Annotated in this window: 24 protein-coding genes; 9 read left to right on the forward strand and 15 right to left on the reverse strand. The window is 40.6% G+C overall.

The window, feature by feature from the left end; genetic code table 11:
• Positions 1-89: 89 nt before the first annotated feature.
• From ACFPA1_RS25240 to ACFPA1_RS25250, 3 genes are all read right to left on the reverse strand, one after another.
• Positions 90-1,085, reverse strand: coding sequence for an ABC transporter substrate-binding protein (locus tag ACFPA1_RS25240; RefSeq protein WP_241113928.1), 996 nt, complete (start codon positions 1,083-1,085; stop codon positions 90-92).
• A 221-nt stretch (positions 1,086-1,306) separates the two neighbouring features.
• The gene (locus ACFPA1_RS25245) at positions 1,307-2,143 is read right to left on the reverse strand and encodes a DMT family transporter (RefSeq protein ID WP_213146627.1); all 837 of its coding nucleotides are present in this window, start codon (positions 2,141-2,143) and stop codon (positions 1,307-1,309) included.
• A 135-nt stretch (positions 2,144-2,278) separates the two neighbouring features.
• On the reverse strand, positions 2,279-3,556 hold the full coding sequence (locus ACFPA1_RS25250; protein WP_213146626.1) for a cation:dicarboxylate symporter family transporter: 1,278 nt from the start codon (positions 3,554-3,556) through the stop codon (positions 2,279-2,281).
• Between the two features lie 234 nt (positions 3,557-3,790).
• Here ACFPA1_RS25250 and ACFPA1_RS25255 point away from each other — a divergent pair, with 234 nt between their 5' ends.
• Together ACFPA1_RS25255 and ACFPA1_RS25260 are read left to right on the forward strand one after the other, a co-directional pair.
• On the forward strand, positions 3,791-5,098 hold the full coding sequence (locus ACFPA1_RS25255; RefSeq protein ID WP_378586967.1) for a sensor histidine kinase: 1,308 nt from the start codon (positions 3,791-3,793) through the stop codon (positions 5,096-5,098).
• 4 nt (positions 5,099-5,102) lie between these two features.
• On the forward strand, positions 5,103-6,029 hold the full coding sequence (locus tag ACFPA1_RS25260) for a response regulator (protein ID WP_213146624.1): 927 nt from the start codon (positions 5,103-5,105) through the stop codon (positions 6,027-6,029).
• A gap of 70 nt (positions 6,030-6,099) precedes the next feature.
• Here the strand turns inward: ACFPA1_RS25260 and ACFPA1_RS25265 are convergent, their stop codons facing one another.
• Positions 6,100-6,642: a DUF4865 family protein gene (locus ACFPA1_RS25265; RefSeq protein WP_213146623.1), complete on the reverse strand. Its 543-nt coding sequence runs from the start codon at positions 6,640-6,642 to the stop codon at positions 6,100-6,102.
• 52 nt (positions 6,643-6,694) lie between these two features.
• On the reverse strand, positions 6,695-7,105 hold the full coding sequence (locus tag ACFPA1_RS25270) for a hypothetical protein (protein WP_213146622.1): 411 nt from the start codon (positions 7,103-7,105) through the stop codon (positions 6,695-6,697).
• A 274-nt stretch (positions 7,106-7,379) separates the two neighbouring features.
• On the opposite strand from ACFPA1_RS25270, the gene ACFPA1_RS25275 reads away from it, so the two are divergent.
• Positions 7,380-7,955 (forward strand): TetR/AcrR family transcriptional regulator, encoded by a 576-nt coding sequence (locus ACFPA1_RS25275; protein ID WP_378586971.1) that lies wholly within the window; start codon positions 7,380-7,382, stop codon positions 7,953-7,955.
• A 143-nt stretch (positions 7,956-8,098) separates the two neighbouring features.
• Positions 8,099-10,210, forward strand: a complete 2,112-nt coding sequence (locus ACFPA1_RS25280; protein ID WP_378586974.1) for an MMPL family transporter — start codon at positions 8,099-8,101, stop codon at positions 10,208-10,210.
• Positions 10,211-10,358: 148 nt separating this feature from the next.
• Here ACFPA1_RS25280 and ACFPA1_RS25285 read toward each other — a convergent pair whose 3' ends face one another.
• Both ACFPA1_RS25285 and ACFPA1_RS25290 read right to left on the reverse strand, forming a co-directional pair.
• Positions 10,359-10,802 carry a carboxymuconolactone decarboxylase family protein gene (locus ACFPA1_RS25285; protein WP_213146619.1) on the reverse strand — a complete coding sequence of 148 codons (444 nt, stop codon included), beginning with the start codon at positions 10,800-10,802 and terminating at the stop codon, positions 10,359-10,361.
• A gap of 179 nt (positions 10,803-10,981) precedes the next feature.
• Positions 10,982-11,998 carry a pirin family protein gene (locus ACFPA1_RS25290; RefSeq protein ID WP_378586977.1) on the reverse strand — a complete coding sequence of 339 codons (1,017 nt, stop codon included), beginning with the start codon at positions 11,996-11,998 and terminating at the stop codon, positions 10,982-10,984.
• A 237-nt stretch (positions 11,999-12,235) separates the two neighbouring features.
• On the opposite strand from ACFPA1_RS25290, the gene ACFPA1_RS25295 reads away from it, so the two are divergent.
• Positions 12,236-12,553 carry a hypothetical protein gene (locus ACFPA1_RS25295; RefSeq protein WP_213146617.1) on the forward strand — a complete coding sequence of 106 codons (318 nt, stop codon included), beginning with the start codon at positions 12,236-12,238 and terminating at the stop codon, positions 12,551-12,553.
• Between the two features lie 83 nt (positions 12,554-12,636).
• On the opposite strand, the gene ACFPA1_RS25300 is transcribed toward ACFPA1_RS25295, so the two are convergent.
• From ACFPA1_RS25300 to ACFPA1_RS25320, 5 genes are all read right to left on the reverse strand, one after another.
• Positions 12,637-13,617, reverse strand: coding sequence for a Gfo/Idh/MocA family protein (locus tag ACFPA1_RS25300; RefSeq protein WP_378586980.1), 981 nt, complete (start codon positions 13,615-13,617; stop codon positions 12,637-12,639).
• Positions 13,618-13,895: 278 nt separating this feature from the next.
• Positions 13,896-14,855 carry a 2-hydroxyacid dehydrogenase gene (locus tag ACFPA1_RS25305; RefSeq protein ID WP_213146770.1) on the reverse strand — a complete coding sequence of 320 codons (960 nt, stop codon included), beginning with the start codon at positions 14,853-14,855 and terminating at the stop codon, positions 13,896-13,898.
• A gap of 115 nt (positions 14,856-14,970) precedes the next feature.
• Positions 14,971-16,893, reverse strand: a complete 1,923-nt coding sequence (abc-f, locus tag ACFPA1_RS25310; RefSeq protein WP_378586983.1) for a ribosomal protection-like ABC-F family protein — start codon at positions 16,891-16,893, stop codon at positions 14,971-14,973.
• 470 nt (positions 16,894-17,363) lie between these two features.
• Positions 17,364-18,044 carry a response regulator gene (locus tag ACFPA1_RS25315; protein WP_378586986.1) on the reverse strand — a complete coding sequence of 227 codons (681 nt, stop codon included), beginning with the start codon at positions 18,042-18,044 and terminating at the stop codon, positions 17,364-17,366.
• Positions 18,045-18,060: 16 nt separating this feature from the next.
• Positions 18,061-19,632: an ATP-binding protein gene (locus tag ACFPA1_RS25320; RefSeq protein ID WP_213146613.1), complete on the reverse strand. Its 1,572-nt coding sequence runs from the start codon at positions 19,630-19,632 to the stop codon at positions 18,061-18,063.
• 80 nt (positions 19,633-19,712) lie between these two features.
• Here ACFPA1_RS25320 and ACFPA1_RS25325 point away from each other — a divergent pair, with 80 nt between their 5' ends.
• The 3 genes from ACFPA1_RS25325 to ACFPA1_RS25335 all read left to right on the forward strand — a co-directional run bounded on the left by ACFPA1_RS25325 (position 19,713) and on the right by ACFPA1_RS25335 (position 23,135).
• Positions 19,713-20,774: a DctP family TRAP transporter solute-binding subunit gene (locus ACFPA1_RS25325; protein ID WP_213146612.1), complete on the forward strand. Its 1,062-nt coding sequence runs from the start codon at positions 19,713-19,715 to the stop codon at positions 20,772-20,774.
• Between the two features lie 183 nt (positions 20,775-20,957).
• Positions 20,958-21,668 carry a TIGR02206 family membrane protein gene (locus ACFPA1_RS25330; RefSeq protein ID WP_213146611.1) on the forward strand — a complete coding sequence of 237 codons (711 nt, stop codon included), beginning with the start codon at positions 20,958-20,960 and terminating at the stop codon, positions 21,666-21,668.
• A gap of 201 nt (positions 21,669-21,869) precedes the next feature.
• Positions 21,870-23,135: a dicarboxylate/amino acid:cation symporter gene (locus tag ACFPA1_RS25335; protein ID WP_378586991.1), complete on the forward strand. Its 1,266-nt coding sequence runs from the start codon at positions 21,870-21,872 to the stop codon at positions 23,133-23,135.
• Between the two features lie 53 nt (positions 23,136-23,188).
• On the opposite strand, the gene ACFPA1_RS25340 is transcribed toward ACFPA1_RS25335, so the two are convergent.
• Positions 23,189-23,473, reverse strand: coding sequence for a hypothetical protein (locus ACFPA1_RS25340; RefSeq protein WP_378586994.1), 285 nt, complete (start codon positions 23,471-23,473; stop codon positions 23,189-23,191).
• A 155-nt stretch (positions 23,474-23,628) separates the two neighbouring features.
• On the opposite strand from ACFPA1_RS25340, the gene ACFPA1_RS25345 reads away from it, so the two are divergent.
• Positions 23,629-24,477 (forward strand): peptidylprolyl isomerase, encoded by an 849-nt coding sequence (locus ACFPA1_RS25345; protein WP_378586997.1) that lies wholly within the window; start codon positions 23,629-23,631, stop codon positions 24,475-24,477.
• A 44-nt stretch (positions 24,478-24,521) separates the two neighbouring features.
• Here ACFPA1_RS25345 and ACFPA1_RS25350 read toward each other — a convergent pair whose 3' ends face one another.
• Together ACFPA1_RS25350 and ACFPA1_RS25355 are read right to left on the reverse strand one after the other, a co-directional pair.
• Positions 24,522-25,802, reverse strand: coding sequence for a TRAP transporter large permease (locus tag ACFPA1_RS25350; RefSeq protein WP_213146607.1), 1,281 nt, complete (start codon positions 25,800-25,802; stop codon positions 24,522-24,524).
• The gene (locus ACFPA1_RS25355) at positions 25,802-26,344 is read right to left on the reverse strand and encodes a TRAP transporter small permease (protein WP_378587002.1); all 543 of its coding nucleotides are present in this window, start codon (positions 26,342-26,344) and stop codon (positions 25,802-25,804) included. Before ACFPA1_RS25355 ends, ACFPA1_RS25350 begins: the two co-directional genes overlap by 1 nt.
• Positions 26,345-26,402: the final 58 nt, after the last annotated feature.

The following is a 26,402-nucleotide window of genomic DNA, read 5'->3' on the forward strand; positions in this document are numbered from 1 at the left end:
TGCTCAAAAACCCTCTAATGAAAACATTTAGAATTAAACTTCACAAAAACCCTTGACTAATCGTAAGAAGAACCGTCCCCATGTTTCACTTATTCTCCTACTATCTTAGCGTCCTTAATTAAATCTTCTGTTAGGGTGATGCCTTCTTCAGCAGCGGCTTTTTTGTTGATGACGAGTTCTAGCTTTTCTGGGAAGCCGACTGGAATTTCGCTTGGTTTCTTTCCTTTTAGGATTTCGACTGCCATTTTACCAGTTGAATAGCCAAGGTCATGGTAGTTTAGTCCATAAGAAGCGAATGCTCCGCGTTTTACAGAATCTCCTTCACCAACAAATGTTGGGATATCCTTCGCATTCGCTACAGTAATGACGGATTCAAGAGCAGCAACAACCGTATTGTCCTTTGGAATGTAAAGGACATCCACACGGCCAACTAATGATTCAGCAGCCTGCTTCACTTCAGAACCAGCTGTTATCGTTGTTTCAACTGCTTCCAGTCCCTCTGCTTCGATTGCTTTCTTGGCATTCTTCACGTTTACAACCGAGTTAGGCTCACCATTGTTATAGATGATGCCGACCTTCTTGGCATTAGGAACAAACTTCTTGATCGCAGCAATTGTATTCTTGATGGCATCTGGGTGCGTATCAGATGTTCCAGTGGAATTTCCGCCTGGCTTTTCTATGCTTTTTACCAATTGCGCACCAACCGGATCCGTGATAGCTGTAAATAAAACTGGGATCTCCTTCGTGTTTTTCAGTACGGCCTGTGCACTCGGAGTAGCAATGGCTAAAATTAGATCATTCTTGTCCGAAACTAATTTTTGGGCAATTGATAAATTGGTATTCATGTCACCCTGTGCATTTTGGTAATCAAGCTTCAGGTTCTTTCCTTCTTCATAACCAGCATCCTTCAAGGCCGCGATAAACCCTTCGCGGGCGGCATCAAGGGACGGATGCTCCACGATTTGCGTGATCCCTATTTTTACTTCCTTTTCTTTCTTTTCCCCACTAGTTTCCTTGCTTCCCCCGCCACAAGCAGAAAGCAACAACAATACTCCCATCAAAACAATGGCTAAACTCTTTTTCACCTTTTCTCCCCCTCAGCGGACTATGTACGCAGTAATAACCGCTTTGATTTTTCTGAAAAATAAATAATATTCAGATTTTACCATATATTATTGTTATAGAACAATAGATTTTCGATAAAAATTTTATCACTTTAAACCAAAAAAGCGTTACTCATTTTTGATAAAGCAAAGGGACGGTTCTTGTGCTTCAAAAATTGAAGCACAAGAACCATCCCCACGTATCATATTTTTGTAAAAATAATCCCAAGAATCGCAGAAAATATGCCGACAAGCTGGTATCGTTTCAATTTTTCCTTAAAGAACCAACAGCCTGCCAGGATGACTACGAGGCAATTTAAGCTGACGATTGGGAAGATAATGCTGGCAATACCTTTTTGCAACGCATAGAAATAACAGCTGTACCCGATGACACTGACTAAACCGGCCATGGACCCGACATTCACTTCTGACCTCAGCCAGCTTTCCTTTTCCCGTAAACTGGTCAGGGCCAAATAAATGCTGCCTCCGCCGTACATACAAATTAATGTACTAAGCGAACTAATTTGCAAATAGGATGTTGTTTTCATTAATATTCCCAGAATCCCAAAGGAAAGGATTGCCAATACGACCCGATAAATCCATGGACCATAATTTGTGCCGTGACTTTTGCCCGGCGAATATTGAATCATCAGGGCTGAACCGAGTATTACCACAATCCCAATCCAATGGGCAAGACTGATTTCTTCATGAAAAATAATCGCTGCCCCAAGAATCGGCATGATTGCATTGGCGCCAATTAGAGGCGACGTTAGGCTGGCAGGACCCTTTTCGAAGGCCTTGGACATCTGAATATTGCCATTCGCATTCAGGATGCCAATTAGTCCACCAAGGATAAGCGCATAGAGGTTAAATTGCAGTTCCCCTGTATATAGCCCATACCCAAGTGTAAGCAGAAATGCCACGAAATAAAAGAAAAACTGAATATGCACTTTCGACAAGCCACGGCTTGTACTCCATTTAAAAATCGTATTATTCGTGCCGAAGCTTAAAGTCGTTACCAATGCTGCAGCAATCCACATGCTGAAACCTTCTCTCCCTATCATATTACTCTCTCATTTTAAATCTATCAAAAGAGATATCGCAATATTTTATTTCCTGCTAATTTGCAAAAAAGAACCCACACTGGAATGGGTTCCTTTTTCTAAAATTGCATGTTATGCCGCTTTTTGCTTTGTATCATTTAAAGACTGCAAATAGGAATTTGCTTTTTGCTTATCAAACTGGCCTTCCCATTTAGACATTACCACTACAGCTAATGAGTTTCCGATGACATTGACAACTGTTCTGGCCATATCAAGAATACGGTCAATACCTGCTATAAATGCAAGGCCCTCTATAGGTATGCCTACAGTTCCCAACGTTGCCAAGAGGACAACAAATGAAACTCCCGGAACGCCTGCGATTCCCTTCGATGTTACCATTAATACCAGCATTAATGAAATTTGTTGGCCAATGGACAAATCGATTCCATACATTTGGGCAATAAACAATGCTGCTAATGCTTGGTAAAGTGTTGATCCATCCAAGTTAAAGGAATAACCCGTTGGAATAACAAAAGATGTAATAGCTTTTGGACAACCAAACTTCTCCATTTTCTCCATTAATCTTGGCAATACCGTTTCAGAACTAGAAGTAGAGTAAGCCAAAATCAATTCATCTTTAAGTAAGCGTATGATATTAAAAATATTTACACCTACTAATTTAGCAACACCCCCTAGAACGACAACAACAAAGAATAGCATTGTAGCGTAACCGATAATAACTAATTTACCCAGCGGCAACAATGATTCAACACCAAATTTAGAAACGGTCACACCAATAAGAGCAAATACACCAAATGGTGCAAATTTCATTACTTGATTGGTCACCCAGAACATCGCTTCAGCCGTACCTTGGAAAAATGCAATGACCGGTTTCCCTTTTTCTCCAATGACGGTAAGCCCAAGTCCAAATAGAACAGAGAAGAAAATGATGGCAAGCATGTTTCCGTCTACAATTGCTTTGATAATATTTGGCGGTACAACGTTCACAAAAGTTTCAGCCATTCCGTGGCTTTCTACTGTTTCTGCCGTATCTACATAACCACCAATATCAGTTTTCTGTAATGAACCCATATCTACCCCAGCGCCTGGCTGGAAAATATTCGCTGCTAATAGTCCTACAATAATCGCAACTGTTGTAATAATTTCAAAGTATAAAATGGATTTTCCACCGATTTTTCCAAGCTTTTTTGTATCGCCTACACTGGAAACACCTACAATCAAGCTGGAAATAACGATTGGAATGACAATCATTTTGATTAGTCTTAAAAAGATATCGCCAATTGGCTGTAAATACTTCGCGACATCTTGATTTCCATAAAAAATAGCACCAACCACAATACCAAGAATCAACCCAATTAAGATTTGCCAAGCTAAACCTATTTTTTTCATTCAAGCACCTCTTTTACATTTTTTTAACGATTTGGTCTTAGAAGAGTTTTTTTTCAATGGATTTCTAGCTAAAATAAAACTATAATTTGAGGCAGAATTTACTGAGAGCGTTTTCAGTGAGGCTAGTCTTAATGTAAAATAGTAACTACACAATATAACAAGAAATCTACAAAAACCTACATATTTTTTTTGCATTAAATGATGGATTGTTAGAATAAGAGGTTGTGGCGCAAATTGAACATTAAAATTTTTTCAAAAAATGAACTAACCTTACTGGCGGCAATGGCCATTTTGGTTCCGCTTGCTGGAGAGGTAAAATTTTACCCATTTAATGAAGTCTATCGGGTGAGCTTTGGACCCCCTGCCCTTTTTCTCTTTTTATTGGGGCTAAGAAAAGTACCCGCTATTTTGTGCGGCACGCTTGCAGGGGTTTCCGTGCTAGTTTTTCGAATCCTTCTTGATGCTATTTTTCTAGAACCGTTTGATTGGCTGGTATCCATTCATGCTAACCTGCCATCCTTTGTCTATTATTTCACCTATGCTTTGGTCTTTTTCTTATTGAAAATCCACCAGTTTAACCAGTTGCCTTGGGTGATAGGCCTTTTGGGAATTGTAACAGAATTTGCGGCTGGAATGTCAGAGTTGTTTTTCGAAAGGCTTTTATTTGAAGAATTAACAACTATTGATGCCGTCCATAAAATTTTGATTTTCGCTGTATTTCGAAGTTTTTTTGTAGTTGGTTTATTTAGTACTCTTAAATACCATGAATCCAAGCTGAAGGAAACGGAAATCCAAAAGCGAAATGAACATATGATCATGGTCGTTTCGAATCTTTATGAAGAGACCATCCTTTTGAAAAAAACCCTTCAGTTTGCCGAGAAGGTCACCAAACAATCCTACAATCTTTACAAGGATTTGCACGAAATCAACGAGAGACAAAGAGACTTCTCATTGGAAGGGATTCCTCAGCAAGCCTTGCGGATTGCTGGTGAAGTTCATGAAATCAAAAAGGATAATCAACGAATTTTGTCCGGGCTTTCCAAACTGATTACCGAGGAAAGTTTGCTTGATTATATTGACATTGACTCCCTTTTTTCAATTATTGTAAGGACAAATAACAAGTATGCCGAGCTGTTGGGGAAAAAAATTGAGTTCGTCTTTTCAATTAGCGGAACACACCCCGATTATCATGCATATACATTTACCTCCATTGTCAACAACCTTGTTTCCAATTCCGTCGAGGCTATCAATGAAACGGGGAAAATTGAGCTATTGGCTGAACAAAATCAAGATTGGCTTACAATCCGCGTTAAGGATACCGGACCCGGAATTCCACGCCAATATAAAGATGTCATATTTAAACCCGGATTCACTTTAAAGTTTGACAGCACTGGCAAATCCTCCACTGGGATTGGGTTGACCTACGTTAAGGAAGTGGCAGAAATGCATGATGGCAATGTTCTGCTTAATGATTCGGAGGATGGCAAAGGGGCAGCTTTCACTGTTCACCTGCCAATGGCAAAAATAACGAGAAAAGAGTGATTTCATGCGATTTTTTATCATTGATGATGATATATCGATTCGTACGATGCTTAGCCATATTATTGAAGATGATGACCTTGGCGAAGTCGTCGGCGAGGCTGCCGATGGTTCCGAGGTTAGCGGAGAACTTTTAGATATGAAGAAGGTTGATATTTTACTAATTGACCTGTTAATGCCGGTTCAAGACGGCATCGAAACGGTCCAGAAAATCAAGCCGGTTTTTAAAGGAAAGGTCATCATGATTTCACAAGTGGAATCTAAGGACCTGATTGGACAAGCTTACTTAAAGGGGATTGACCATTACATAACAAAGCCGATTAATAAAATCGAGGTCGTTTCGGTTGTAAAGAAGGTGATCGAGCATGCCCGATTAGAGAAATCCATCCAGGATATACAAAGGTCTATACAAAATGCGATGAATATTAGCTTTCAAAAACCAGAGGGCAATTTACATCGGGAAAAAGGGAAAACATTCTCTGACGCCGGGCGGTTCCTTCTTTCGGAACTGGGCATTGCCGGTGAAAGCGGGGGTAAAGACCTTTTGGAGATTATGCAGTTTTTCCATGACTACGAACAGCAGCAAACATTCACTAATGGATTTCCTTCCCTTAAGGAGACTTTTAGAATCATAGCTTTGAAGAAACTTGGTGAAGCAGCCAGCGAGGCAGATCTTCAAAGAGAAATAAAAGCCTCCGAACAGCGTGTCCGGAGGGCTATTTATCAATCGTTGAATGGCCTCGCTTCACTAGGGCTGACAGACTTTTCCCATCCAAAGTTTGAAAATTACTCATCAAAGTTTTTCGATTTTACAACCGTCCGGCAAAAAATGAAAGAATTAAAAGACAAAAAAACCGCCACACCGAGCCCACTCCGAATCAACATGAAAAAATTTATCCAAGCGCTCTATTTCGAAATACACCACCGAATGTAATAACCCAGCCCCGAAAAAGGACTGGGTTTATGTTTGCCCATTTTATGAAACAGAAAATAGACAATAGGTATTATCCTTGTGATATATGTAGAATCGAATAAACGACCCCACTTACATCTTTTACGCTACTTAAATCATTTAAGAAATAAAACACTTCGTACTTCCATCTCTCCGGATTATAAATAATAAGATATTCTGTCTCGTCTATTGTCGGGATGCTTTCCTCAATTTTATCCTTCAAGTTGTTTAGACTTTCTTGCGGTGGAATTTCTTTTGTGATTTGAAATAAGTACTTATTGTCTGTGATTTTAGACGTAGTGGTATCAATCAGGGGAATTCCGACATTCACTTGCTGCCAGCCAAAGGAGTTTAGGATATTGTCATAAAACCCATTAAATAAAAACTTGTTCAGTCCGTTATTCCCTTTCCAAAGATATAACGGGCTATAACTGTTTTGCAAATTATTATGGATTCCTTTTTCAGTGACCAAATAGAGTTTAAACTTTAAATCTTCAAACCCGTCTGTTTTATGACCATTATTTTTCACTCTGTCTCTGATTATATTCATATCATAATCGCTCGGCAGTGTAATCTTATATTGGGTTGCAATCATTTTTTCTCCACCTCCACGACACTATTTTATCAATTTTCCTTTAGTTGTTCCTCTACTTCCACCAATTAGTCGGAATCTTTTTTAAATTAATAAACCTCATTTTTTCTTCGGAACGGTTGTCTTCTTTCCAAACGATAAAAAAGAGAAGTTCATCCTCTTTATCATAAAACCCACAGTCATCCTTACATTCCCAGTGGTAAAAGCCCTTTTTGTCCAAGGAAGGGATACCTGCTTCATAATGTGGTGGATGGATATTAAAATCGATATACTCGATTGATTTGCTGCCTTTATATTGAACTTCAATTCTATAACTACCATTAAGTCCAACTAGTTTTGAGTTGATTTTAATGGACCAATTCGCATCTTCACCAAAATACGTTACTGTTTTTGTTCGAAAATTCACGTCATATATTAAGACTAGCACCACCAATACAATGAGCGTTCGAATCAGTTTCCTTTTCATAAAAATACACCTCTTTATAAGAGATGTACAAAATGGGTAAATATGACAGGGTGTTGGGACGGAATCCGGAACCAGCATGTCTTTTTTTCATTTAATCATTCCCTATTTGGTCCGTTCAACCATTTAATGGTATTATTTTTTTAAAAGCAAAGGATATGATGAAACAGGTCATTCGAAACGGAAAAATTTGATGCACAGGGACGGTTCTTTTGCATCAATAATAATGATGCAAAAGAACCGTCCCCGTGTTACATTAATGGATGGAGGTGGCATCATGGCACGGGAGCGCAAGTTTTCGACGGAGGAATTATTTCAGTACACCAAGCAGCTGCTGCTTGAACATGGATATGAGGGTTTTACCTTCAGTCTATTAGCAGAACGAATGGAGATTTCCCGCGGTGCGATTTACAAATACTTCGAAAATAAGGAAGAACTGATTACCGATTATATGTTATTTGAGATGAAGCATTTCCTTGCTGAATTAAAGGAAATAGCGGAATTAGATGACTTTGACAGGCAATTTGAATTCCTTTTTGAACTTATTTTTAGAAATAGAGAAATCCACCAACTCATTGAGATAGGCAGACAAATTCCATCCTCCCTCAATGAAAAGGTTCGGAACAATACGCAAGACCTAGAAAAAATGCACTTAGAAATGTACAGTTATATGCAGAACTTTGTAACACTAGGAAAAGGCGGGAACAAGCTGAAGCCCCATATTCCGGACGTATTGGTACTCGGAATAATTTTTCAGACCATTGCCATTCCGAATCATTTCGGTATCCAACAAGATGTTTGGGTTCAGTCGATTAAAGAAATTATTAGTCACGGAATGTTCACAAATAAATAATTGACACATGTGTCACTTTTAAAAGATAATGTTAGTGACAATAGTGTCAATTACTTTTTTGCCAAAAGTGACACTATTGTCACTTTGTGTCGGTTTTTAGAACAATAGTTTTATAAAAACTAACTCAGAAAGGTGTTTATGCAATGAAATCATTCTTGCAATCTCTCACAGACCGTGTCTCGACCAAAAAAGGAATGTGGATTACGCTTGGAATCTGGTTTGCGGCCGCAATGCTGTTGGCAGTCCTGGCCCCAGGTGCCAAGGACTATGAAGTATCCAGCCTCAAATCTATTCCGGAAGATGCCCAGTCGGTCATCGCCCAAAAGAAAGTGGATAAATACTTTAAAGACAATGAAGGAATCCCTGCGATACTCGTTTTTCAATCGAAGGACGGTGAAATCACTTTCCCTCAGCTGGCCAGCCTAGTTGATATAATTGAAAAGGAAAAAATCCAGGGCGTGGACCAGATTGTGCCGCTATCAAAACTGCCGCCCCAGGCTGCCGCAGGCTTCTTTTCAGACGATAAAACCACGGCAATTATTCCTTTAAGCATTGATTCATCAATTGAGACAAAGGAAATTAAAAAGGTGGAGGATGCGATTCAGGAAATCGTCAAGAAAAACTCCGATTTAACCTTGTACGTAACCGGCCCAGCCGGTATTGCCACCGATACCCTGGATCTGTTTTCAAGAGCAGATATTGTTCTTTTATTATCAACAGTCGGCCTGATCCTAGTGCTATTGATTGTGATTTACCGCTCACCGCTGTTGGCGTTAATTCCGCTGTTGGCTGCTGCCTTTGTGTATGAAGTGGTGATGCAGACACTTGGCCTCATGGGCAAGGCAGGACTGGTAATGAGCAGCCAAACGCTGTCCATCATGACGATTCTTCTGTTTGCAGCCGTAATTGATTATTCTTTATTTGTTTTCTCGCGGTTTAGAGAAGAATTGAAAAAACATGAGAATAAGTTTGATGCGATGAGGCAGGCGATGCGGGAGGTCGGAACCCCTGTGTTCTATTCCGGCGGGACCGTACTTGCGGCCATGTTGGTATTATTTTTTGCAAGATTTGGTGATTACCGGAACTTTGCTCCAACATTTTCCACCACTATGCTGATTATCATGATTGCATCGGTGACATTGGTTCCAGCCCTGTTTGCCCTTTTTGGCAGAAAATCCTTTTGGCCGGTTATTCCTAAGGTGGGCCAGGATGCTATCAAAAATAATTCGTTATGGAGCCGGATCGGGCGCTTTGTTGCTAGAAAACCGGGACTTTCGGTGGCCGTGATTGGCTTGTTTCTACTGTTGTCAGCAAGCAATATGGTGAACATGAAATTTGAGTTTGATACAATGAAATCATTTCCGAAAGATATGCCATCCCGAATGGGCTATGAAATTCTGGAGGAGAAATTTGAGAAAGGCGACCTCGCTCCAACGACCGTTTTATTTGAAGGTTCAGAGCCACTATCTGCTGAACAACAGGATGCATTGAAAAACAAACTTGCTGAACAGGACTTGGTAAGCTCCGTTAGAGTCAATGGTACCGCAGAAGAAGGCAAAGTCGTTCAATACAGTTTAACTTTTGGGGAAAATCCATACTCCGCGAATACGATGGATGCTTTGGAGGATATGCGGGACAGCCATGATAAAATTGCTGTCTCGGCAGGTGTGAACGGGGACATTTATTTTGCCGGCGAAACAGCCACGAAAGTCGATGACCGCTCCATTAATGACCGTGACCTTATCGTGATTGTGGCGCTTGAGACGCTTTTAATTTTCGTGATGCTGATAAGTTTGACCAGGTCAATCAAGATGTCGGTTTATATGATTGGAACCATCTTGATTTCATTCCTTGCCGCCCTGGGGATGGGGATGTTCCTAAGCAATCTGTTCTTTGATATCGATACCATCAGCAACCGCGTTCCACTGTATTCGTTTGTATTTTTAATTGCACTTGGGATTGATTACAATATCATGTTGATTTCCCGTTACCAGGAAGAGCGGGCTAAGCACTCGGTGCGAGAGGCAGTCGAAATTGCAGTTGCCAGCACGGGCGGAGTCATCTCCTCCGCAGGACTAATTCTCGCGGCTACCTTTGCCGTTCTAATGACACAGCCCATTCAACTCCTATTCGTTTTCGGCTTCATCGTCGCCATTGGGATCCTGCTGGATACCTTCTTGGTAAGGGGTGTGCTGTTGCCGGGGTTGATTGTGTTGTTTGAAAAGCGGGAAAGGCAATTGGCGAGCAAACAATAATAAGAATAACAATGGGGAGCAGCTTCGTGGGCTGCTCTTCTTTTTTCTTAACCCTTTTTTAAACAATAAAAGACTACCTCTGAGCGCTTTTGACATTTCAGTATAGAGGAAAAAAGAACGAACACCTTAGATGTTCGTTCTTGAGTCATTATTTTTCAGTTGCCATATTCCCCATTGAAATAGAAATTCTATTCCAACTGTTAATTTGATTGATGATTAGAACAAGGTCAACATATTGTTTCTCGTCAAAATGTTTTCGGACTCGTTGATAAAGCTCCTCTGGAACACGTTTGGTTGGAATTAACGTTATGTGCTCTGTAAGCTCTAAAGCCACCTTTTCTTCCTCGGTATAGAATTCACAGTCTTCCCAAGCGCTTACGCAGTATATTCGTTGTTCGGTTTCTCCCATTTTCCGAGCATCTTCTGAATGCATATTCAAACAAAATGCACATCCGTTAATTTGGGAAGCACGAATTTTTATCAGCTCACGAAGTTTTCGATCGATTGCTGTTGTTTTCGTATACTTCTCCATCTCCATCATAATTTTTAAACCTTCAGGTGCAATGTCGTAGTAGGGAACCCTTAAGACCATAAAGCAAGACTCCTTTGATTTAATATAAGACTATTATATCCTTATAGGAATATTGGTACTAAAATTTTGTCTTATTACATATTATGTTAAATCATCAAATCAAGAAGAAATATTAGACAATTTTATTTTATTCCCGTTTCAATAATTCATGGTTGATGTACAAGATCCGTCCCCTTGCGCTATCTTTTCTCTATTCTTCCATCCCCGTGACGTGCAAATCTCCCATCCTCTGGTTCATTGACAGGGTCCATCCTGCCCCATGGCCAGCCGCCAAATTGTGTTCTGCGATAGTCATTAAAGGCTTGTATGATTTCCTGTTCTGAATTCATCACGAATGGGCCGTGCTGCACAACTGGTTCGCCAATCGGTTCACCTTCAAGAACGAGAATATATGCCTCTTTTTCGCCATTGGTGATTTCGATTTCATCGTCCCCTGTAAGCTTGACACGGTGATAAGCTTGGACAGTTGTCCCCTCCAGATGAATTTCTTCTCCTTCGTAAAAATAAATGTTCCGATTCAATGGTTTGGATACCGCTGGCAGTGTAAACGCTGCTCCTGGTTCCAGCCGAATAAGGTAGATTCCGACATGATTATTAGGGTCTTTTGCCCATGAAGCAGCAGCTGGATCTAAGCTGTTTTTCCCCTGAAGTTTTCCCGCAATCAGCCGGACTGTCGTTTTCTTCCCATTTGCATCTGCGGATTCTATTTCAGGGATATCTTCAGCCCACAGCATTTTATAATCAGGATTAGCAGTTTTATCCTTAGCGGCAAGATTCAGCCAAATTTGAAAAAGCTCCAGCGGGTTGCCTTTGTCCTTATGGACAAGCGGAAACATTTCAGTATGCAGGCAGCCTTTCCCAGTTGTCAGCCACTGCACATCTCCATTTCCATAACGCCCCTTTGCCCCAGTCGAATCAAAATGGTCGACCAAACCCTCCAGAACAATCGTCACCGTTTCAAATCCCTTGTGCGGATGCGCCGGAAATCCCGGTACCGTTTCTCCATGATACATCCGAAAGCCGTCTTTAATCGTAAAATCCTGCCCAAGATTTCTGCCAGCCAATGAAGTGCTTGGCCCCTGTTCATCATTTCCCGGCGGATAAGCATCCTTATGATGCACAGTCATCAAAAAAGGATCTTCCGTCACCCATGGAAAGCCCAACTTCTGTATATTAAGGATTTTCTTATTTGACATCTTATTTACCCTCCTAAATTTTCAAAAAATGTTCTTATTTATCTCAAAACAAAGTTATCTGAATCACACCTTCTTATACTCCCCAAAAGTACAATCGAATTGATTTTAACAAAAACAAAGGAGATGATGCATCTTTGCGGATTTTGAAGCACGGGGACGGTTCTCTTGCTTCAATTCTGAATGAGGCAAAAGAACCGTCCCCATGCATCACTTATCTTGATTTAGGAGGTTATTTTTTTGTTGAATATTTTAGTTTTTGTGTTGATTGCGGTTACTTTGGTTCTGTTGAGTATTTTTGTGGATGGGCTGATTGAGTTGAATAGGCAGGAGCAGGAGGATAAGAAACAATTTGTAAGAGATGGTTTGGAGGGTTATATGGACCAGACTTTTGGTATTGGTAGATTTAAAGTTTTCAAAACATTGCTTGATAGCGAAGGAAACATTAGATATCTGGTGTATTTGCCGAAGTACGAGTGGCTCAAAGCGCCTACATATCATTGGTATGAAGTTTATGAAGCCCATACTGGCTACCGTCATAACGCATACGAAAGATAATCTTTCTAAAAAACACCCCAAGTCTATTAACTTGAGGTGTTTTTTCCATTCATTATTATCTTGTATTCCAGGCTAAACTCAATTTACAAATTGGTCATTTCTCCCATGACCCAATTTGTCCGCGTACCAGAATCTCCAGTACTCTGGCACTTGCCGCCATCTCCTGTCAATTCCTCCACTATCGTTTCCACAAGAGGCTGATGAACATGCTGCAGTGGTTCAAAACTCCATTGCTCCGCGCCTTCAGCAGTTGTCAAAACAATAGGTTCCGACCCAAAAGTGGAAAAGGTAATTTTCCCTTTACTGCCAATGATTTCGTTGACATCGACATTTTCAAAAGCGGAAAAGCACCAAGTTCCTGTGCCATGGATTCCGGATTCGAACATGTATGTACCAGTCACAATATCTTCGGCCCGGTAATAACCCGCCTGGTTGGAGGCAAATCCGTTAACGCTCTTAATCGGCCCCAGTAGAAAATCGAGCAAATCAAGGGTGTGGCTGGCGAGGTCGTAATACAGCCCGCCGCCTGAAATTTCAGGTTGAACTCTCCATGAGAGTTTTTCGGGATCCTTTACGTCATCTGAAGCTTTTTGATACTGTGTTGATGAAACAAAACGGACATCTCCGATTGCGTTTTTCTCTAACAACTCTTTAATTTTTAAAAATCGAGGCATCTCCCTGCGGTAGTAGGCAACAAATAATGGAACGCCGGCGGCTTTGCAGGCAGCAATCATTTCCTGGCATTCGGCAAAGTTGAGCGCCATTGGCTTTTCTACATAGACAGGCATTCCCGCCTGTGCAGCTTTAAGGGTATATTCTTTATGTGAGCCTGGCGGTGTAGCAATGTAGACAGCATCAACATCAGGGTCGTTTATAAGTGAATCGGCATTATCGTACCATTTTGGGACATGGTGTCTCTCCGCATAGTCCTTCGCTAGTTCACCGGTTCTCCTCATAACAGCAACTAACTCTGAATTCTTAACTTTTTGAAAAGCTGGCCCGCTCTTTACCTCGGTAACATCGCCGCAGCCAATAATACCCCAACGGACTTTTTCGACTTTCATGGTCATAGGTCTCCTTCTTCTTTGGTTGTCTCGGATTTATTAAATTTTCCCCAATTCATCTAGAAATACAGGTTGCTCTTGATATAAGGCCATTATCTCTAGGTATATTATAAATTAATTTCTAAAGGTAAAAGCCTTTTTTTTCACAAAAAATATCACCGGCCTCCAAGCAAGTGATAATTTAAACGGCAAATCTTACCTTATGGTAGGTTCTCAAATGATACACGGGGACGGTTCTTTTGCATCACTAAATGATGCAAAAGAACCGTCCCCATGCTTCACTTGATTAAATTTGCCGGAGTGTCGCCTGTTAGGCCGGAAACGAGGTTTGTTGCGGCTGTCATTGCCATTTGAAGGCGGGTTTCATAGGTGGCTGAGCCGATATGCGGTAAGGTTACTACGTTCTTCATTGAAAGTAGCGGATTGTCCATGTTAATTGGTTCCTGGACAAACACATCCAAGCCGGCACCAGCAATTTCGCCAGTTTGCAGGGCCTGAATCAACGCTTCTTCGTCAACGGTTTTCCCTCTTGACGCATTGATAAAAATCCCCGACTTTTTCATGAGCTCGAACTCTTTTTTTCCGATTAGCTTTTCGGTTTCCGGCGTGAGCGGCGTCAGGAGACAGACAAAATCGGATTTCTTCAACAATTCTTCCATTAAACAATAGGTGGCGCCATACTTCTCTTCTGCAGCCATATTTCTTGATCGATTGTGGTAAAGAATTTCCATATCAAAGCCACAGTGCGCCCTTTTGGCCACGGTAGTGCCGACTCCGCCCATGCCAATAATTCCTAATACCTTATGATGGACATCTACCCCATACCACTGTTCTTTCAGTTCGGATTGCCACTGCCCGGTTTTCATCCAATGGTCCAATTCCGGTATCCTTCTGGCCGCAGCCAAAATTAACCCCATAATCGTATCTGCCACCGTATCATTCAATACATCAGGAGTATTCGTTGCCATGACTCCACGTGCTGTCAAAGCTGCTATATCCAGATTATCGTATCCTACTGACATATTGCTGACTATTTTTAACTGAGGAGCCTTGTCCAATAATTTGGCGTCCACTTTCAACCTTGAACCCAATATCCCATCTGCATTTTTCAATTCCTGAAAAAATGCAGGATATGTATTTGAATCTAGTTCATCAAAATAAACAACTTCACATGTTTGCTGTAAAAATTCCAAAACATTAGAATCTACTTTTTTATAAACTATCACTTTTGGTTTCATCATTACCCCTCCTATTTACATTGAAGCATAGGGACGGTTCTTTTGCATCACTAAATGATGCAAAAGAACCGTCCCCGAGCTTCACTCGAGCTACACAAAAAAAACGATTCCGATTTTAACTAATATCGAGCCACTTTTCCATCACGATTTCTAGTTCTGTGCTTAATGCTTGTTTCCTTTCATACAGCCTCCCTAATTCTTCATAATCCAGGGCGGCTGCTCCCATAGCGGCATCTAGTTCGCTGATTTCATGTTCGAGGCTTTGGATCCTCGTCAGCACCTTTGCCTCAACCGCTTCCTGCTTGACTGCAGGATCCTTCTCCATTTTCTTCTTTTCAACCTTTACAACAGCCTTCTTCGGTTCCTCGTGCCTGCTCAATTTCGCCTTTTCAATTTTATAATAATCGTAATTTCCGAGATAACTTTTTATAGCATAATCTTCAACCGCGATAACCCGCCCGCCGATCTTATTAATAAAATAGCGGTCGTGGGAAATAAAGAATATCGTGCCTTTAAAATCTTCAAGCGCTTCCTCAAGTGTTTCAATCGAATCGATATCCAGATGGTTGGTCGGCTCATCAAGGATTAATAAATTGATATCTTGAAACATCAGCATACCAAGCTTGAGCCTGATTCGCTCCCCGCCCGACAAATGCTTTACCTTTTTGAAGACGGTATTTTTATAAAACATGAATTTGGATAGATACTCACGAGCTTTGCCTTCCGGAATCGAAATATCCTCCCGAAACGCCTCCAGCACGGTGAGTTCTTCATTACTAAAAATAAGCTTCTGCGGCAAATAAGCTGCCAATACATTGGCACCCAGTTCCACCACACCGGCATCCGGCTGTTCTTCCCCCAACAGCATCTTCAAGAAAGTCGTTTTCCCGCAGCCGTTGGGACCAATCAATCCCACCCTTTCGCCGTACTGAATCATGACATCTGTGTTTTTAAATATGACTTTATCTCCATAACTCTTGGACAGCCCGACTGCCTTAATCGTTTCATTTCCGGACCGTACTGCAGCCTTGAAATCGAGCCTCATACTTTTTCTTTCAAAAACTGGCTTATCAATTCGCTCCATCTTATCAAGCTTCTTTTGGATACTGGCCGCTCTTCTGAAGAACTTGTCATTGCCGCCACGCATCGCCCAATCGCGCAAATCCTTGATGGTATTTTCCATCTTATTGAGCTTCTTTTGCTGCTCCCGAAAATGTTCAAATTGAATTCTTAGGTTTTCTTCCTTTTGGCTGACAAACGAGGAATAGTTGCCCTTATAGGTGATCGACTGCATATCCTCAATCTCCACGATTTTCGAGACCACATTATCGAGGAAATACCGGTCGTGCGACACGATAATGACAATTCCCTTGTAGCTCTTGAGATACCCCTCAAGCCATTCAATCGCTTCCATATCTAAATGATTCGTCGGCTCATCCAGCAAGAGGATATCAGGATTGTGAATCAATAGCTTTCCAAGCACAACAGTCGTCTTCTCTCCGCCGCTTAACAAATCAAAATCCTTGTTTAAAAAGCTTTCAGAAAAATGAAGCCCGGTGCATACTTTGCCTAACTTTTCGTCTCGCTCATATCCGCCCTTGGCCTCAAATAATTGAACGAGGTCGCTGTATTTTTTCAGCGCTTTTTCAAGGGCTTCACCATCCAATGTCTCCATTTGTTCTTCTAATTCCCGCATTTCCTTTTCGATGCGTTCCAGTTCCTCAAAGGCCTGATTTAACACATCAATCACTTTTAAGCCTCCCGGATACGCTGGCATTTGTTCAAGGTAAGCCCTTGTGGCGCTTCTTGGCAGGTTTATCAAACCTTCGTCATATCCATAGCTTGAGGTCTGCGGGTAACCAGGGTAATAGTGCATCGGTTCGATGCCGGCAATCAGCTTGAGGATGGTGCTTTTCCCGCTTCCGTTTGCGCCGATAATCCCGACCTTCTCACCCTCATACGCTTCAAAGGTTATATTTTCAACGACAAGCGTGGCCTCCATAAATTTCTTCACGCCATTTAACTTCAATTCCAACATAAAGATCCCTTCTTTCATCCATAATCTAAGCTTATGCTTTTTATGGACAAGGCATAGAAGTACTTCCATCCTATTTAGTTTTATAAAATAAAAAAGACAATAAGAAGAGAAATTCTTCTTACAGTCTAAAAATACGTTCGAATATAATTACTGTGCAAAAATGTGCTTACAAAAAGAAAACATTTTACACCTATTATAATCTTGATATTTAAGTAAAGTAAGTTACCTTCTAATTTGCCTTATTCCATAAAGAGAATCGCAAATAAACCTAACTAAATTAGGCAATTTAACACTCATTACGAAATTCAGATTAATTTTTGAAAAATTAATATTGGCAAATAGCTGGTCTCATAAACTTACTTCCCTCCTTTGTAATCTCCCTAATTATCCCATTTTTTAGTTGATTTGTAAACAAATAGGGACGGTTCTTTTGCCTCACGGAAGTGAGGCAAAAGAACCGTCCCCATGCATCATAAAATCTTATATTGGTTAACAGGACGGCCAATTCCGCCATATTCGATGACGATTTCCACTTTTCCGCTTTGTTCGAGATATTCTAGGTACCTTCTCGCGGTTACTCGGGCGAGGCCGATGCCTTCTGCGACTGCTTCTGCAGAAATGGCCAGGTTCTGCCCTTTTAGATATTCGATTACCTTTTCGAGTGTCAACATATTCAGTCCTTTTGGCAGCTCGCCTTTGTCCTGCTTGCCTTGCTGAAATAACAAATTATCCAATTCCTGCTGGGAAATCGCATCTTTTTTCAAAAGACTGCTATAATAATTCCGGTAATTTATCAAAGCTTGCTGTATCCGCTCAAATTTAAAAGGCTTCATGATATAATCAACGGCCCCATGCTGCAGAACATCACGGACCGTTTCAATATCACTTGCTGCCGTTACCGCAATGACATCCGTTCCGAGTTCTTCTGAGCGAATTTGTTTGATTGTTGTAATTCCATCCTGGTTGGGCATATAAATATCGATAAAAACGAGGTCCGGCTTTTCTTTTTTGATAAGCTCAATCCCCTCTTTTCCATTTGAAGCAACACCAATGACCTTATACCCTTCGACCCTCTCTACAAACTGCCTATTTATTTCTTGAACCATCGGATCATCCTCTATTAACAGAACCCGAATTAGCCCTTCAGCCATACAACAATCCCCCTTGTTAAATCGTTACAATAAAGGTCGTCCCTTTTCCAAGGTCAGATTCTACCTGGATCGTGCCGCCCGCCCGATCAACGATTTCTTTTATTAAATAAAGCCCAATTCCATGATCCAAGCTGTCCTTGGTTGAAAAGCCCTTTGTAAAAATATGCGGCAGAACGTTTTCAGGAATGCCGCTCCCGTTGTCTTCAACCAGAATCGATAAAATCTCCTCATCATGTTCGATACTAACATAAATATTTTTCTCATCTATATCCTTGTTCCTATAGGAATCAAACGCATTTTCAATAAGGTTTCCGATAATAATCACAAAATCATGTTCATCTAGCGGTTCTGGGAACGAATGTAGCCGGCTGTTGCGGTCAATATGTAAATGAATGCCCAATTCCTTGGCTCTGCTAACCTTACTGATCAACAGTCCGGAAAGACTTTCACTCTTAATATTCTTCGACAAAAATTGTGTCAGTTCTTCTTGCTCTTCGGCTGTTTGAAATACATATTCAAGCGCTTTTTTCGGGTTCCCAAGCTGCAACAGTCCAGCAATTGTATGAAGCTTGTTCATATGTTCGTGATTTTGCACCCTTAAGGCACTGACAAAAGCTTTAAAGCCGGTTAACTCTTCGGCCAGTTTTTTCACTTCGGTGCGGTCTTGGAATATGGCAAGCGCTCCAATGATTTCATTATTTACTTTAATCGGAATGCGATTACTGTGTATATTTAAATTACGAACGGTCAGCTCTTTGTTATAAATTGGCTTCTTGAGCTCAAGAATTTCTGGCAATCTTGTGTCCGGTACTACCTCGGCAATAGCCCTGCCAATCACATCTCCTGATATCCCCATCATTGTTTTTGCTTTATCATTAAAAATCGTAATCTTTTCGTCTTTGTCAATGGCGATAATCCCTTCATGCATGGCATTAAAGGTTTCCGTCCGCTCCTGCACTAATTGAGCAATCTCATGCGGTTCCAAATTAAACATTTGCTTTTTCATTTTAGAAGCAAACAGCCAGGACCCCCAGCCGCCAAACAATAATGAGATGAAGCCGGCAAATAGAATTTCCATCCTTAAATCCCAAATCATTTCAAAAAAAGTAGGAAGTTTATAACCTGCCAGGACGACCCCGACTTGCTGATGCTCCTCATTCATAATCGGCACAAAGGCTCGAATCATGGTGCCTACTTCACCTTTTGCTTTTGTTGTGTAGGTAAGTTCGGCAAATGCCGGTCCCTCATCGCTCCCATTCGACCTTTTTCCTATCAAGCTTGGAAGGGGGTGAGATAGACGCATATGATTCATATCCATCACAACAATATAGTCCGCATGATGGATGATTCGCAATGTTTCCACTCGTTTGCGAATCTTCCTCCTGTCCTCCATGCTTCCCGTAATATTGGATTTGATTCCTCCATCCTCTGCAATAGTTTGTGCCGAAAGTAAAGCCCTTTTTTGTAATTCAGCCTCTTCAGTATTGATGAAATTACTAATAACGATAATTCCGGCAAGTAACAGAGAGAATGAAACAATGAAAAAGATCAGCGCCGTAATCTTGGTCTGTATTGAGAGACGATTCATAGGAGTATTCCTTTCAGATGAAATCTACTAAAATAATTTTAACATGTTAAAATAATAAGGAAAACAAGGGGGAATTTCTGATGAAGTATTTAATTGCATCAAGCGTGCTTGTCATCACCTTAATAATTGGTTTCTTCTTCTTGCCCGCCAGTTTGTTAAGCGGGAAGGAAATCCCCTATGATGATGAACAGGACGGATTGTCCAAACAAATCGTCATCCGTTTTAGCCACGTTGTTGCTGAAAATACTCCTAAGGGGCTGGCCGCGCAAAAGTTCGCCCGGCTGGTGGAGGAAAAAACAGATGGCTTAGTCAAAGTAGAAGTGTATCCAAATGGAAGTTTGCATACTGACGAAGATGAGCTCGACGCTCTTATTGATAACGATGTCCAAATGATTGCCCCCTCCGTATCCAAACTGACAAACCTGGCACCAGAATGGGGACTGTTTGACTTGCCGTTTTTGTTTGAGAATGATCAAGATATTGAAGAGACACTTTCAAGCGAGCTTGGTCATAGGTTTTTATCATTAAATGAGAACAAAGGAATCAAAGGGCTGGCCTTATGGAGCAATGGCTTTAAGCAAATGTCGAGCAATCTTAACCCCCTTTTGTACCCAGATGACTTTAAAGGTCAAAGATTTCGAATTATGCCAAGTCCCATTATAGCTGAACAATTCGAGGCATTAGGCGCTCAGCCTGTCGAGGTTCCTTTTAACCAATTATATACATCGCTTCAGGAAGACCAATTTGACGGTCAAGAAAATACGATTTCAAATATTTATTCCAGACGCATTTATGGTATGCAAAAGTATATGACTGTCAGTAATCATGGATTTTTAGGTTATGCGGTTCTAATGAACAAAGAGTTTTGGGACAAGCTGCCTAAAGAGGTCCAGCGGGATATTCAAGAGGCAATGGCCGAAACCACCTCTTGGATGATTTCCGAATCACAACGGGTAAACAAAGAGCAGCTCAATCTAATAGAGCGTGAATCCTCCATCCAAATTTATCGATTAACGGAGCAGGAAAAAATGGAGTGGTATCAAGCCTTAAGACCTGTTTACCAGAAGTTTCTGCAAACTACAAAAGACAAGGAAATGAAAGAATTTGTAAAGAAAAGGATGGACCAACTTGAGACACACTAAAGTGTCCCCTATTGAAGAATTCTAATATGACCTTTAGAGCCTTGATTATTCAAGGCTTTTTTTGTTGATGTTTTCAGGACAGTGGAATGTCGAACATGCAGTACAGTACTAGCATATGTTACTACAAAGGCTCAACATTAATTGTTCGGTCCACCCATTATGTAATGAAAGGATGGTGAAACTATGGAGTGGTTTGGTGATAATTATGCTAAGTTCGATTTTGAAATGTTTTCATTAAGTCATTTTATCATTATGGGTATCTTCTTGGGTTTTACAGCGGGACTTTACTATATGCGAGGCCGGTTAAAGGACGAAAAATGGAGACACGCAGAAATAGGCTTAGCCATCTCATTGATTATACTAGAATTGATTAACCATTTATGGATGTATGTAAATGGAAACTGGAAAGCAAGTCATTCTCTTCCGCTTGAATTGTGCAATATTAGTTTGCTTTTAACGATTATTTTCTTATTTTCCAGAAAGAAACTTCTTTATGAAATATTGTTGTTCACAGGCCTGCTAGGTGCCACGCAAGCTATTTTCACCCCATCATTAAACTACGACTTCCCACATTTCCGCTTTTTTCATTTCTTTATTACCCATATGGTGATCGTTTGGGTACCGCTTTATTTCACATGGGCAAAGGGTTTCAGGCCAACTATTTGGTCCTGTGTAAAGCTGTTTGTATTCATAAATGTTTTGGCGCCGACTGTCTTGCTTATCAATTATCTTGTAGATGGAAATTATATGTACCTAAATCATAAACCCAAACATGCAAGTTTATTAGACTTCTTGGGCCCTTACCCATACTATATTCTTTCACTAGAAGTACTTACCATTATACTTACCTTAATCGTTTGGTTCGTTTTCAAAGAAAAAAAGGGGAAAATATGATAGCTGAAAAATAGTCGAAATTGGGATTGCCTTAGCAGGCAGTCCCTTTTCTTATTATTAACACTAAATATACTTTGCCCAATTCTAAGACCAAAAAGACCAAAAAGACCATTATCACCTAAAATATTAAAATTTCAAATTATCAATTAATATGAAAACAGGGAGAAATGAAAACGTTATCAAACAAAGGGGGTAAAAGGAATGAAAATTAATTTTCGCAATTTAACGGTTCAAGTTATTATCGGTATTATTCTAGGTATTGCAGTCGGGTTTCTGTTTCCAGAGTTTGGGGCAAAGCTAAAGGTTCTAGCAGATATCTTTATTAAACTAATAAAAATGGTCATCGCACCAATCATCTTCTTTACCATCGTCATCGGGATTGGAAATATGGGAGATTTAAAGAAGGTTGGCCGTATTGGCGGTAAGGCACTGCTTTATTTTGAAATTGTCACTACCTTCGCATTGGCAATTGGTATTCTTGTAGTTTCTATTATCAAGCCTGGTCACGGCTTTAATACCAAAGCCGCTGAAGGGGCAGACGTTTCACAGTACACTAAAGCTGCTGCCGAAACAAGCCACGGCGTGATGGACTTTATCTTAGGAATCGTTCCTGATAATGCACTTGCAGCACTTTCTGGGGGAACTTTACTGCCGGTTCTATTCTTTGCGGTGTTATTCGGAATTGCCGCTGCTTCTTTGGGGGAAAAAGCAGCACCAGTCATTTCATTCTTTGAAAAAGTTTCTGAAATTTTCTTTGCTATTGTTAATATGATCATGAAGGTATCTCCAATTGCAGCATTCGGAGCGATGGCCTTTACAATCGGTAACTTCGGTATTGGCTCTCTAATCTCATTAGGTAAATTAATGGGCTCTGTCTATATTACGATGTTTCTGTTTATCGTGTTCGTTCTTGGCACTATTGCTAAATTCTATAACTTCAATATCTTTAGCTTCTTAAAATATATTAAAGAAGAAATCCTGCTTGTTTTAGGAACATCCTCTTCAGAATCTGCTCTTCCCAAGATGATGGAGAGACTAGAAAAGTATGGCTGTTCAAAATCAGTTGTCGGTCTTGTTGTTCCGACAGGTTATTCTTTCAATCTTGATGGAACTTCCATCTACCTATCCATGGCTGCAGTCTTCATTGCCCAAGCCTATGGAGTCGAATTAACCATTTGGCAGCTAGTGACCCTGCTTGGCGTATTAATGCTTACTTCTAAAGGGGCTGCTGGTGTTACTGGTTCAGGATTTATCACTTTAGCAGCAACTTTAGCAGCTTTCCCAATGATTCCGGTAGAAGGAATGGCACTTATTCTTGGCGTAGACCGCTTTATGTCAGAAGCACGTGCGATTACAAACTTAATCGGTAATGGTGTCGCTACAGTTGTTATTTCAAAAACAGAAAAAGAATTTAACCCAAGCGGTGTAACCCAAACAAAATCTCAAAAAACTTCCATCGCTTCTTAATTTGAAAGCAAAAAAATGAGGACTGGCTCTTCCTGGAGCCGGTCCTTTTTTGTTTACTCTCCTTTTTTCTTCGGTACTAATTTCACCACTTTATACCCAGGCTTTAATTTAACCCTTCTTGTTTCCTTATCTGTTTTAAGTTGATAAATCGTATATTTACGCGGCTGATGTTCAACCAGATCAATCTTTTGGATTTGTTCGTTTTTATAATATTTCCGTATTTTCTTTTCCTGCTTCTCTTGTTTTTCTCCATAAAACACATCATAAAAAAAAATGAATACATACACGAAAATGGCGCCGACTACTAGCGTATAAAGAAGTGAAGACAAAATTGACACATGTGACATCCTTTCTTAATTAGCGGAAATAAAATATATTTTATCGTTTCTTCTGGCCGCTTTCCATTTTTTCTACAATTGTTCTTAGCTTGTTCATTTTTTATTCATATTCATTCTGTACCATAGATTTTATAAAAAATTTAGGAGTGAAATAATTGAAAAAATGGATTCTTTCAGGATTTATGGTTGGCGCTTTGGCATTGGCAGGCTGTAGCAGCAGCGCCATCATGAAATCCGATGCAGGAAATATCTCTCAGGATGAATTATATCAAGCGATGAAAGACAAATATGGAACACAAACCCTTCAGCAGCTTGCAGTGGAAAAAGTGCTGGCAAAAAACTATTCCGTTTCTAAGGCTGAAGTGGACGCCCAAGTGAATAAAACAAAGGAGCAGATAGGTGATTCATTTCTCTCCACTCTACAGCAATATGGCTTTAAAGACGAAAACGACTACCGAAACTCTGTAAAGCTAAATCTGCTGGAGCAAAAGGCAGTGTTTAAAACCATAAAGGTAACGGATAAAGAACTGAAGCAGGCATACGATGATTACAAACCGGAAATTCGTGCCCGCCATATATTAGTAACTGATGAAGCAAAAGCAAATGAAATTGCCGCAAAACTCAAGTCTGGATCGAAGTTTGAGGACTTAGCGAAGGAATCAGAGGATACCGCCACTGCCTCCAAAGGCGGCGACCTTGGCTGGTTTGGCACCGGCGTCATGGACCCCGACTTTGAAAAGGCAGCCTATGCTTTAGAAAAGGATCAAATCAGTGACCCAATCAAATCCTCCTACGGATACCATATCATCCAGGTAACAGATAAAAAGGAGAAAAAGTCATTCGAGGAAATGAAAAAAACCCTTACCGAACAGGTAAAGCAATCAAAAGTCACACAGGACCAGATTGTTAAAGTGTTAAAAGACGAGTTCAAAAAGGCAGATGTCAGCATTTCCGATAAAGATTTAAAAGCAGCTGCGGAGTTTTCTGCGAAAGCCGCTCAATAAGAATTTACCATAGAAAAAAGCCGAGAAATGCTCTCGGCTTTTTTCTATTTTGTGAACCATTCCAACGGGACCAAAACCAGTGATGGAAACATGACTAAAAGGAAGACCACGATGACTTCTGCCAATAAAAATGGCCATACACCTTTGACAATTTCGTCTATCCCTAACTTCCCAACTCCTGCTGCCACGTTTAAGACCGTTCCTACCGGCGGCGTTAATAGACCAAGACAAGTCGTTAATACAAAGATTAATCCGAAGTAGACTGGGTCAATACCCGCTGCCTGAATAAGAGGCATGAGAACAGGTGTTAGGATTAAGATGGTTGGTGTTACGTCCATGGAAGTTCCGATAATCAGTACAATAATGACAATAATAATCATCAATAGTGTTGGATGACCAATAAATGGCTCAAGCAGTGCTGTCAACTGTGCCGGAATATTGGCAACAGTAATTAGCCACCCGGACACCATTGCAGCAGCGGCCAATAGCATGATGACACTTGTTGTTTTAGCAGATGCTACAAGTACATGGTAAAGATCTTTAAGTTTTAATTCCCGGTAAATAAACAAGCCGACAAATAAGGCATAGAATGCTGCTACTGATGCTGCTTCCGTAGGTGTAAAAATACCGCCGCGCAGACCGCCAAGGATGATGACCGGCAACAGCAATGCCCAAAATGCGGCAATAATTGCTTTTAATATTTCTTTTGCTGTTTTACGAGGCTGTGCCTCCATCTTGGCTTTTCTAACAACAAGCGCCCAAACGACTGTTAAAGAAACCGCCAGAATTAAACCAGGGATGATCCCAGCCATAAACAATTTTGTAATTGATACTCCAGCCGTTACACCGAAAACAATCATCGGTATACTTGGCGGAATAACTGGAGCGATGATACCGCCTGCGGCAATTATACCTGCAGAACGATTCCGGTTATATCCTTGACTTACCATCATCGGAATTAAAATAGCCCCAAGTGCCGCGGTATCGGCAACAGCTGACCCAGATAAACCCGCAAACAAAACACTTGCGATAATGGCCACATACCCCAGGCCGCCGCGAACATGCCCGACACAGGCCATCGCAAAAGCAATAATTCTTTTTGAAATTCCTCCCGCATTCATCAACTCTCCAGCCAAAACGAAGAAAGGAATCGCCATTAGAGGGAAATTATCAGCTCCCTGAATCAAGTTGGAAGCAAGGATTTGCGTATCGAAGTTACCCAGAACAAGCATCAAGGCAATTCCGCTGATTAATAATGCAAAAGCAATCGGGATCCCCAAAGCCATGGCACCTAACAATGCTAAAATAAAGACTGTTAATGTCATTACTTCTTATCCCCCGTTTCGTCTTTGTCATGATGATCAATGCTGTCTTCCGATGCCGCCATAATTAATTGGCTATAATCCTTTTTAATTATAAATCTATATAACTTATAAAGAATAATAAGGATCATAGAGCCGCTCATTATCACGCCGAATACATAAATATAGGCATATGACATGCCTGTCGCAGGCGCGGACAGGTCCGTGTTGAGAAGCGTCAGCTTCCAGCTTCCTTCAAGAAGAAAGACCAGTGTAATCAGTAAAATAATATTAGAAATGAGATACATTACCTTTTTTCCTGTCAGCGAAAGCTTTTTCACGACAATATCTACACCTAAATGCTCATTGTCATTAAACGCCAGTATTGCTCCTAAAAATATCATCCAAACAAATAAGAATCGTGATACTTCTTCAGACCAGGTAATTCCCGAATTAAAAACATAACGTAAAATAACATTGGTAAAAACAAAGATTGCCATTAGCGATAAACATACTACGATGAGAAATTTCAATATGGAATTTACCTTGCCTGTAATTCCTTTCATCGTTGTTGTCAACTCCTTACAAAAATTGAGAAGGGCCAAAGTAAGAGCCCCTTCTCAA

The sequence above is a fragment of the Neobacillus sp. GCM10023253 genome, assembly GCF_042653105.1.
GTDB lineage: Bacteria > Bacillota > Bacilli > Bacillales > Cytobacillaceae > Neobacillus > Neobacillus citreus.

Coding starts and splice junctions, on each gene's coding strand:
- ACFPA1_RS25245 (WP_213146627.1), bottom strand. CDS start 2,143: ATGTGGATTGCTGCAGCATTGGTAACGACTTTAAGCTTCGGCACGAAT.
- ACFPA1_RS25250 (WP_213146626.1), bottom strand. CDS start 3,556: ATGAAAAAAATAGGTTTAGCTTGGCAAATCTTAATTGGGTTGATTCTT.
- ACFPA1_RS25260 (WP_213146624.1), top strand. CDS start 5,103: ATGCGATTTTTTATCATTGATGATGATATATCGATTCGTACGATGCTT.
- ACFPA1_RS25265 (WP_213146623.1), bottom strand. CDS start 6,642: ATGATTGCAACCCAATATAAGATTACACTGCCGAGCGATTATGATATG.
- ACFPA1_RS25270 (WP_213146622.1), bottom strand. CDS start 7,105: ATGAAAAGGAAACTGATTCGAACGCTCATTGTATTGGTGGTGCTAGTC.
- ACFPA1_RS25275 (WP_378586971.1), top strand. CDS start 7,380: ATGGCACGGGAGCGCAAGTTTTCGACGGAGGAATTATTTCAGTACACC.
- ACFPA1_RS25280 (WP_378586974.1), top strand. CDS start 8,099: ATGAAATCATTCTTGCAATCTCTCACAGACCGTGTCTCGACCAAAAAA.
- ACFPA1_RS25285 (WP_213146619.1), bottom strand. CDS start 10,802: ATGGTCTTAAGGGTTCCCTACTACGACATTGCACCTGAAGGTTTAAAA.
- ACFPA1_RS25290 (WP_378586977.1), bottom strand. CDS start 11,998: ATGTCAAATAAGAAAATCCTTAATATACAGAAGTTGGGCTTTCCATGG.
- ACFPA1_RS25300 (WP_378586980.1), bottom strand. CDS start 13,617: ATGAAAGTCGAAAAAGTCCGTTGGGGTATTATTGGCTGCGGCGATGTT.
- ACFPA1_RS25305 (WP_213146770.1), bottom strand. CDS start 14,855: ATGAAACCAAAAGTGATAGTTTATAAAAAAGTAGATTCTAATGTTTTG.
- abc-f (WP_378586983.1), bottom strand. CDS start 16,893: ATGTTGGAATTGAAGTTAAATGGCGTGAAGAAATTTATGGAGGCCACG.
- ACFPA1_RS25315 (WP_378586986.1), bottom strand. CDS start 18,044: ATGGCTGAAGGGCTAATTCGGGTTCTGTTAATAGAGGATGATCCGATG.
- ACFPA1_RS25320 (WP_213146613.1), bottom strand. CDS start 19,632: ATGAATCGTCTCTCAATACAGACCAAGATTACGGCGCTGATCTTTTTC.
- ACFPA1_RS25325 (WP_213146612.1), top strand. CDS start 19,713: ATGAAGTATTTAATTGCATCAAGCGTGCTTGTCATCACCTTAATAATT.
- ACFPA1_RS25330 (WP_213146611.1), top strand. CDS start 20,958: ATGGAGTGGTTTGGTGATAATTATGCTAAGTTCGATTTTGAAATGTTT.
- ACFPA1_RS25335 (WP_378586991.1), top strand. CDS start 21,870: ATGAAAATTAATTTTCGCAATTTAACGGTTCAAGTTATTATCGGTATT.
- ACFPA1_RS25350 (WP_213146607.1), bottom strand. CDS start 25,802: ATGACATTAACAGTCTTTATTTTAGCATTGTTAGGTGCCATGGCTTTG.
- ACFPA1_RS25355 (WP_378587002.1), bottom strand. CDS start 26,344: ATGAAAGGAATTACAGGCAAGGTAAATTCCATATTGAAATTTCTCATC.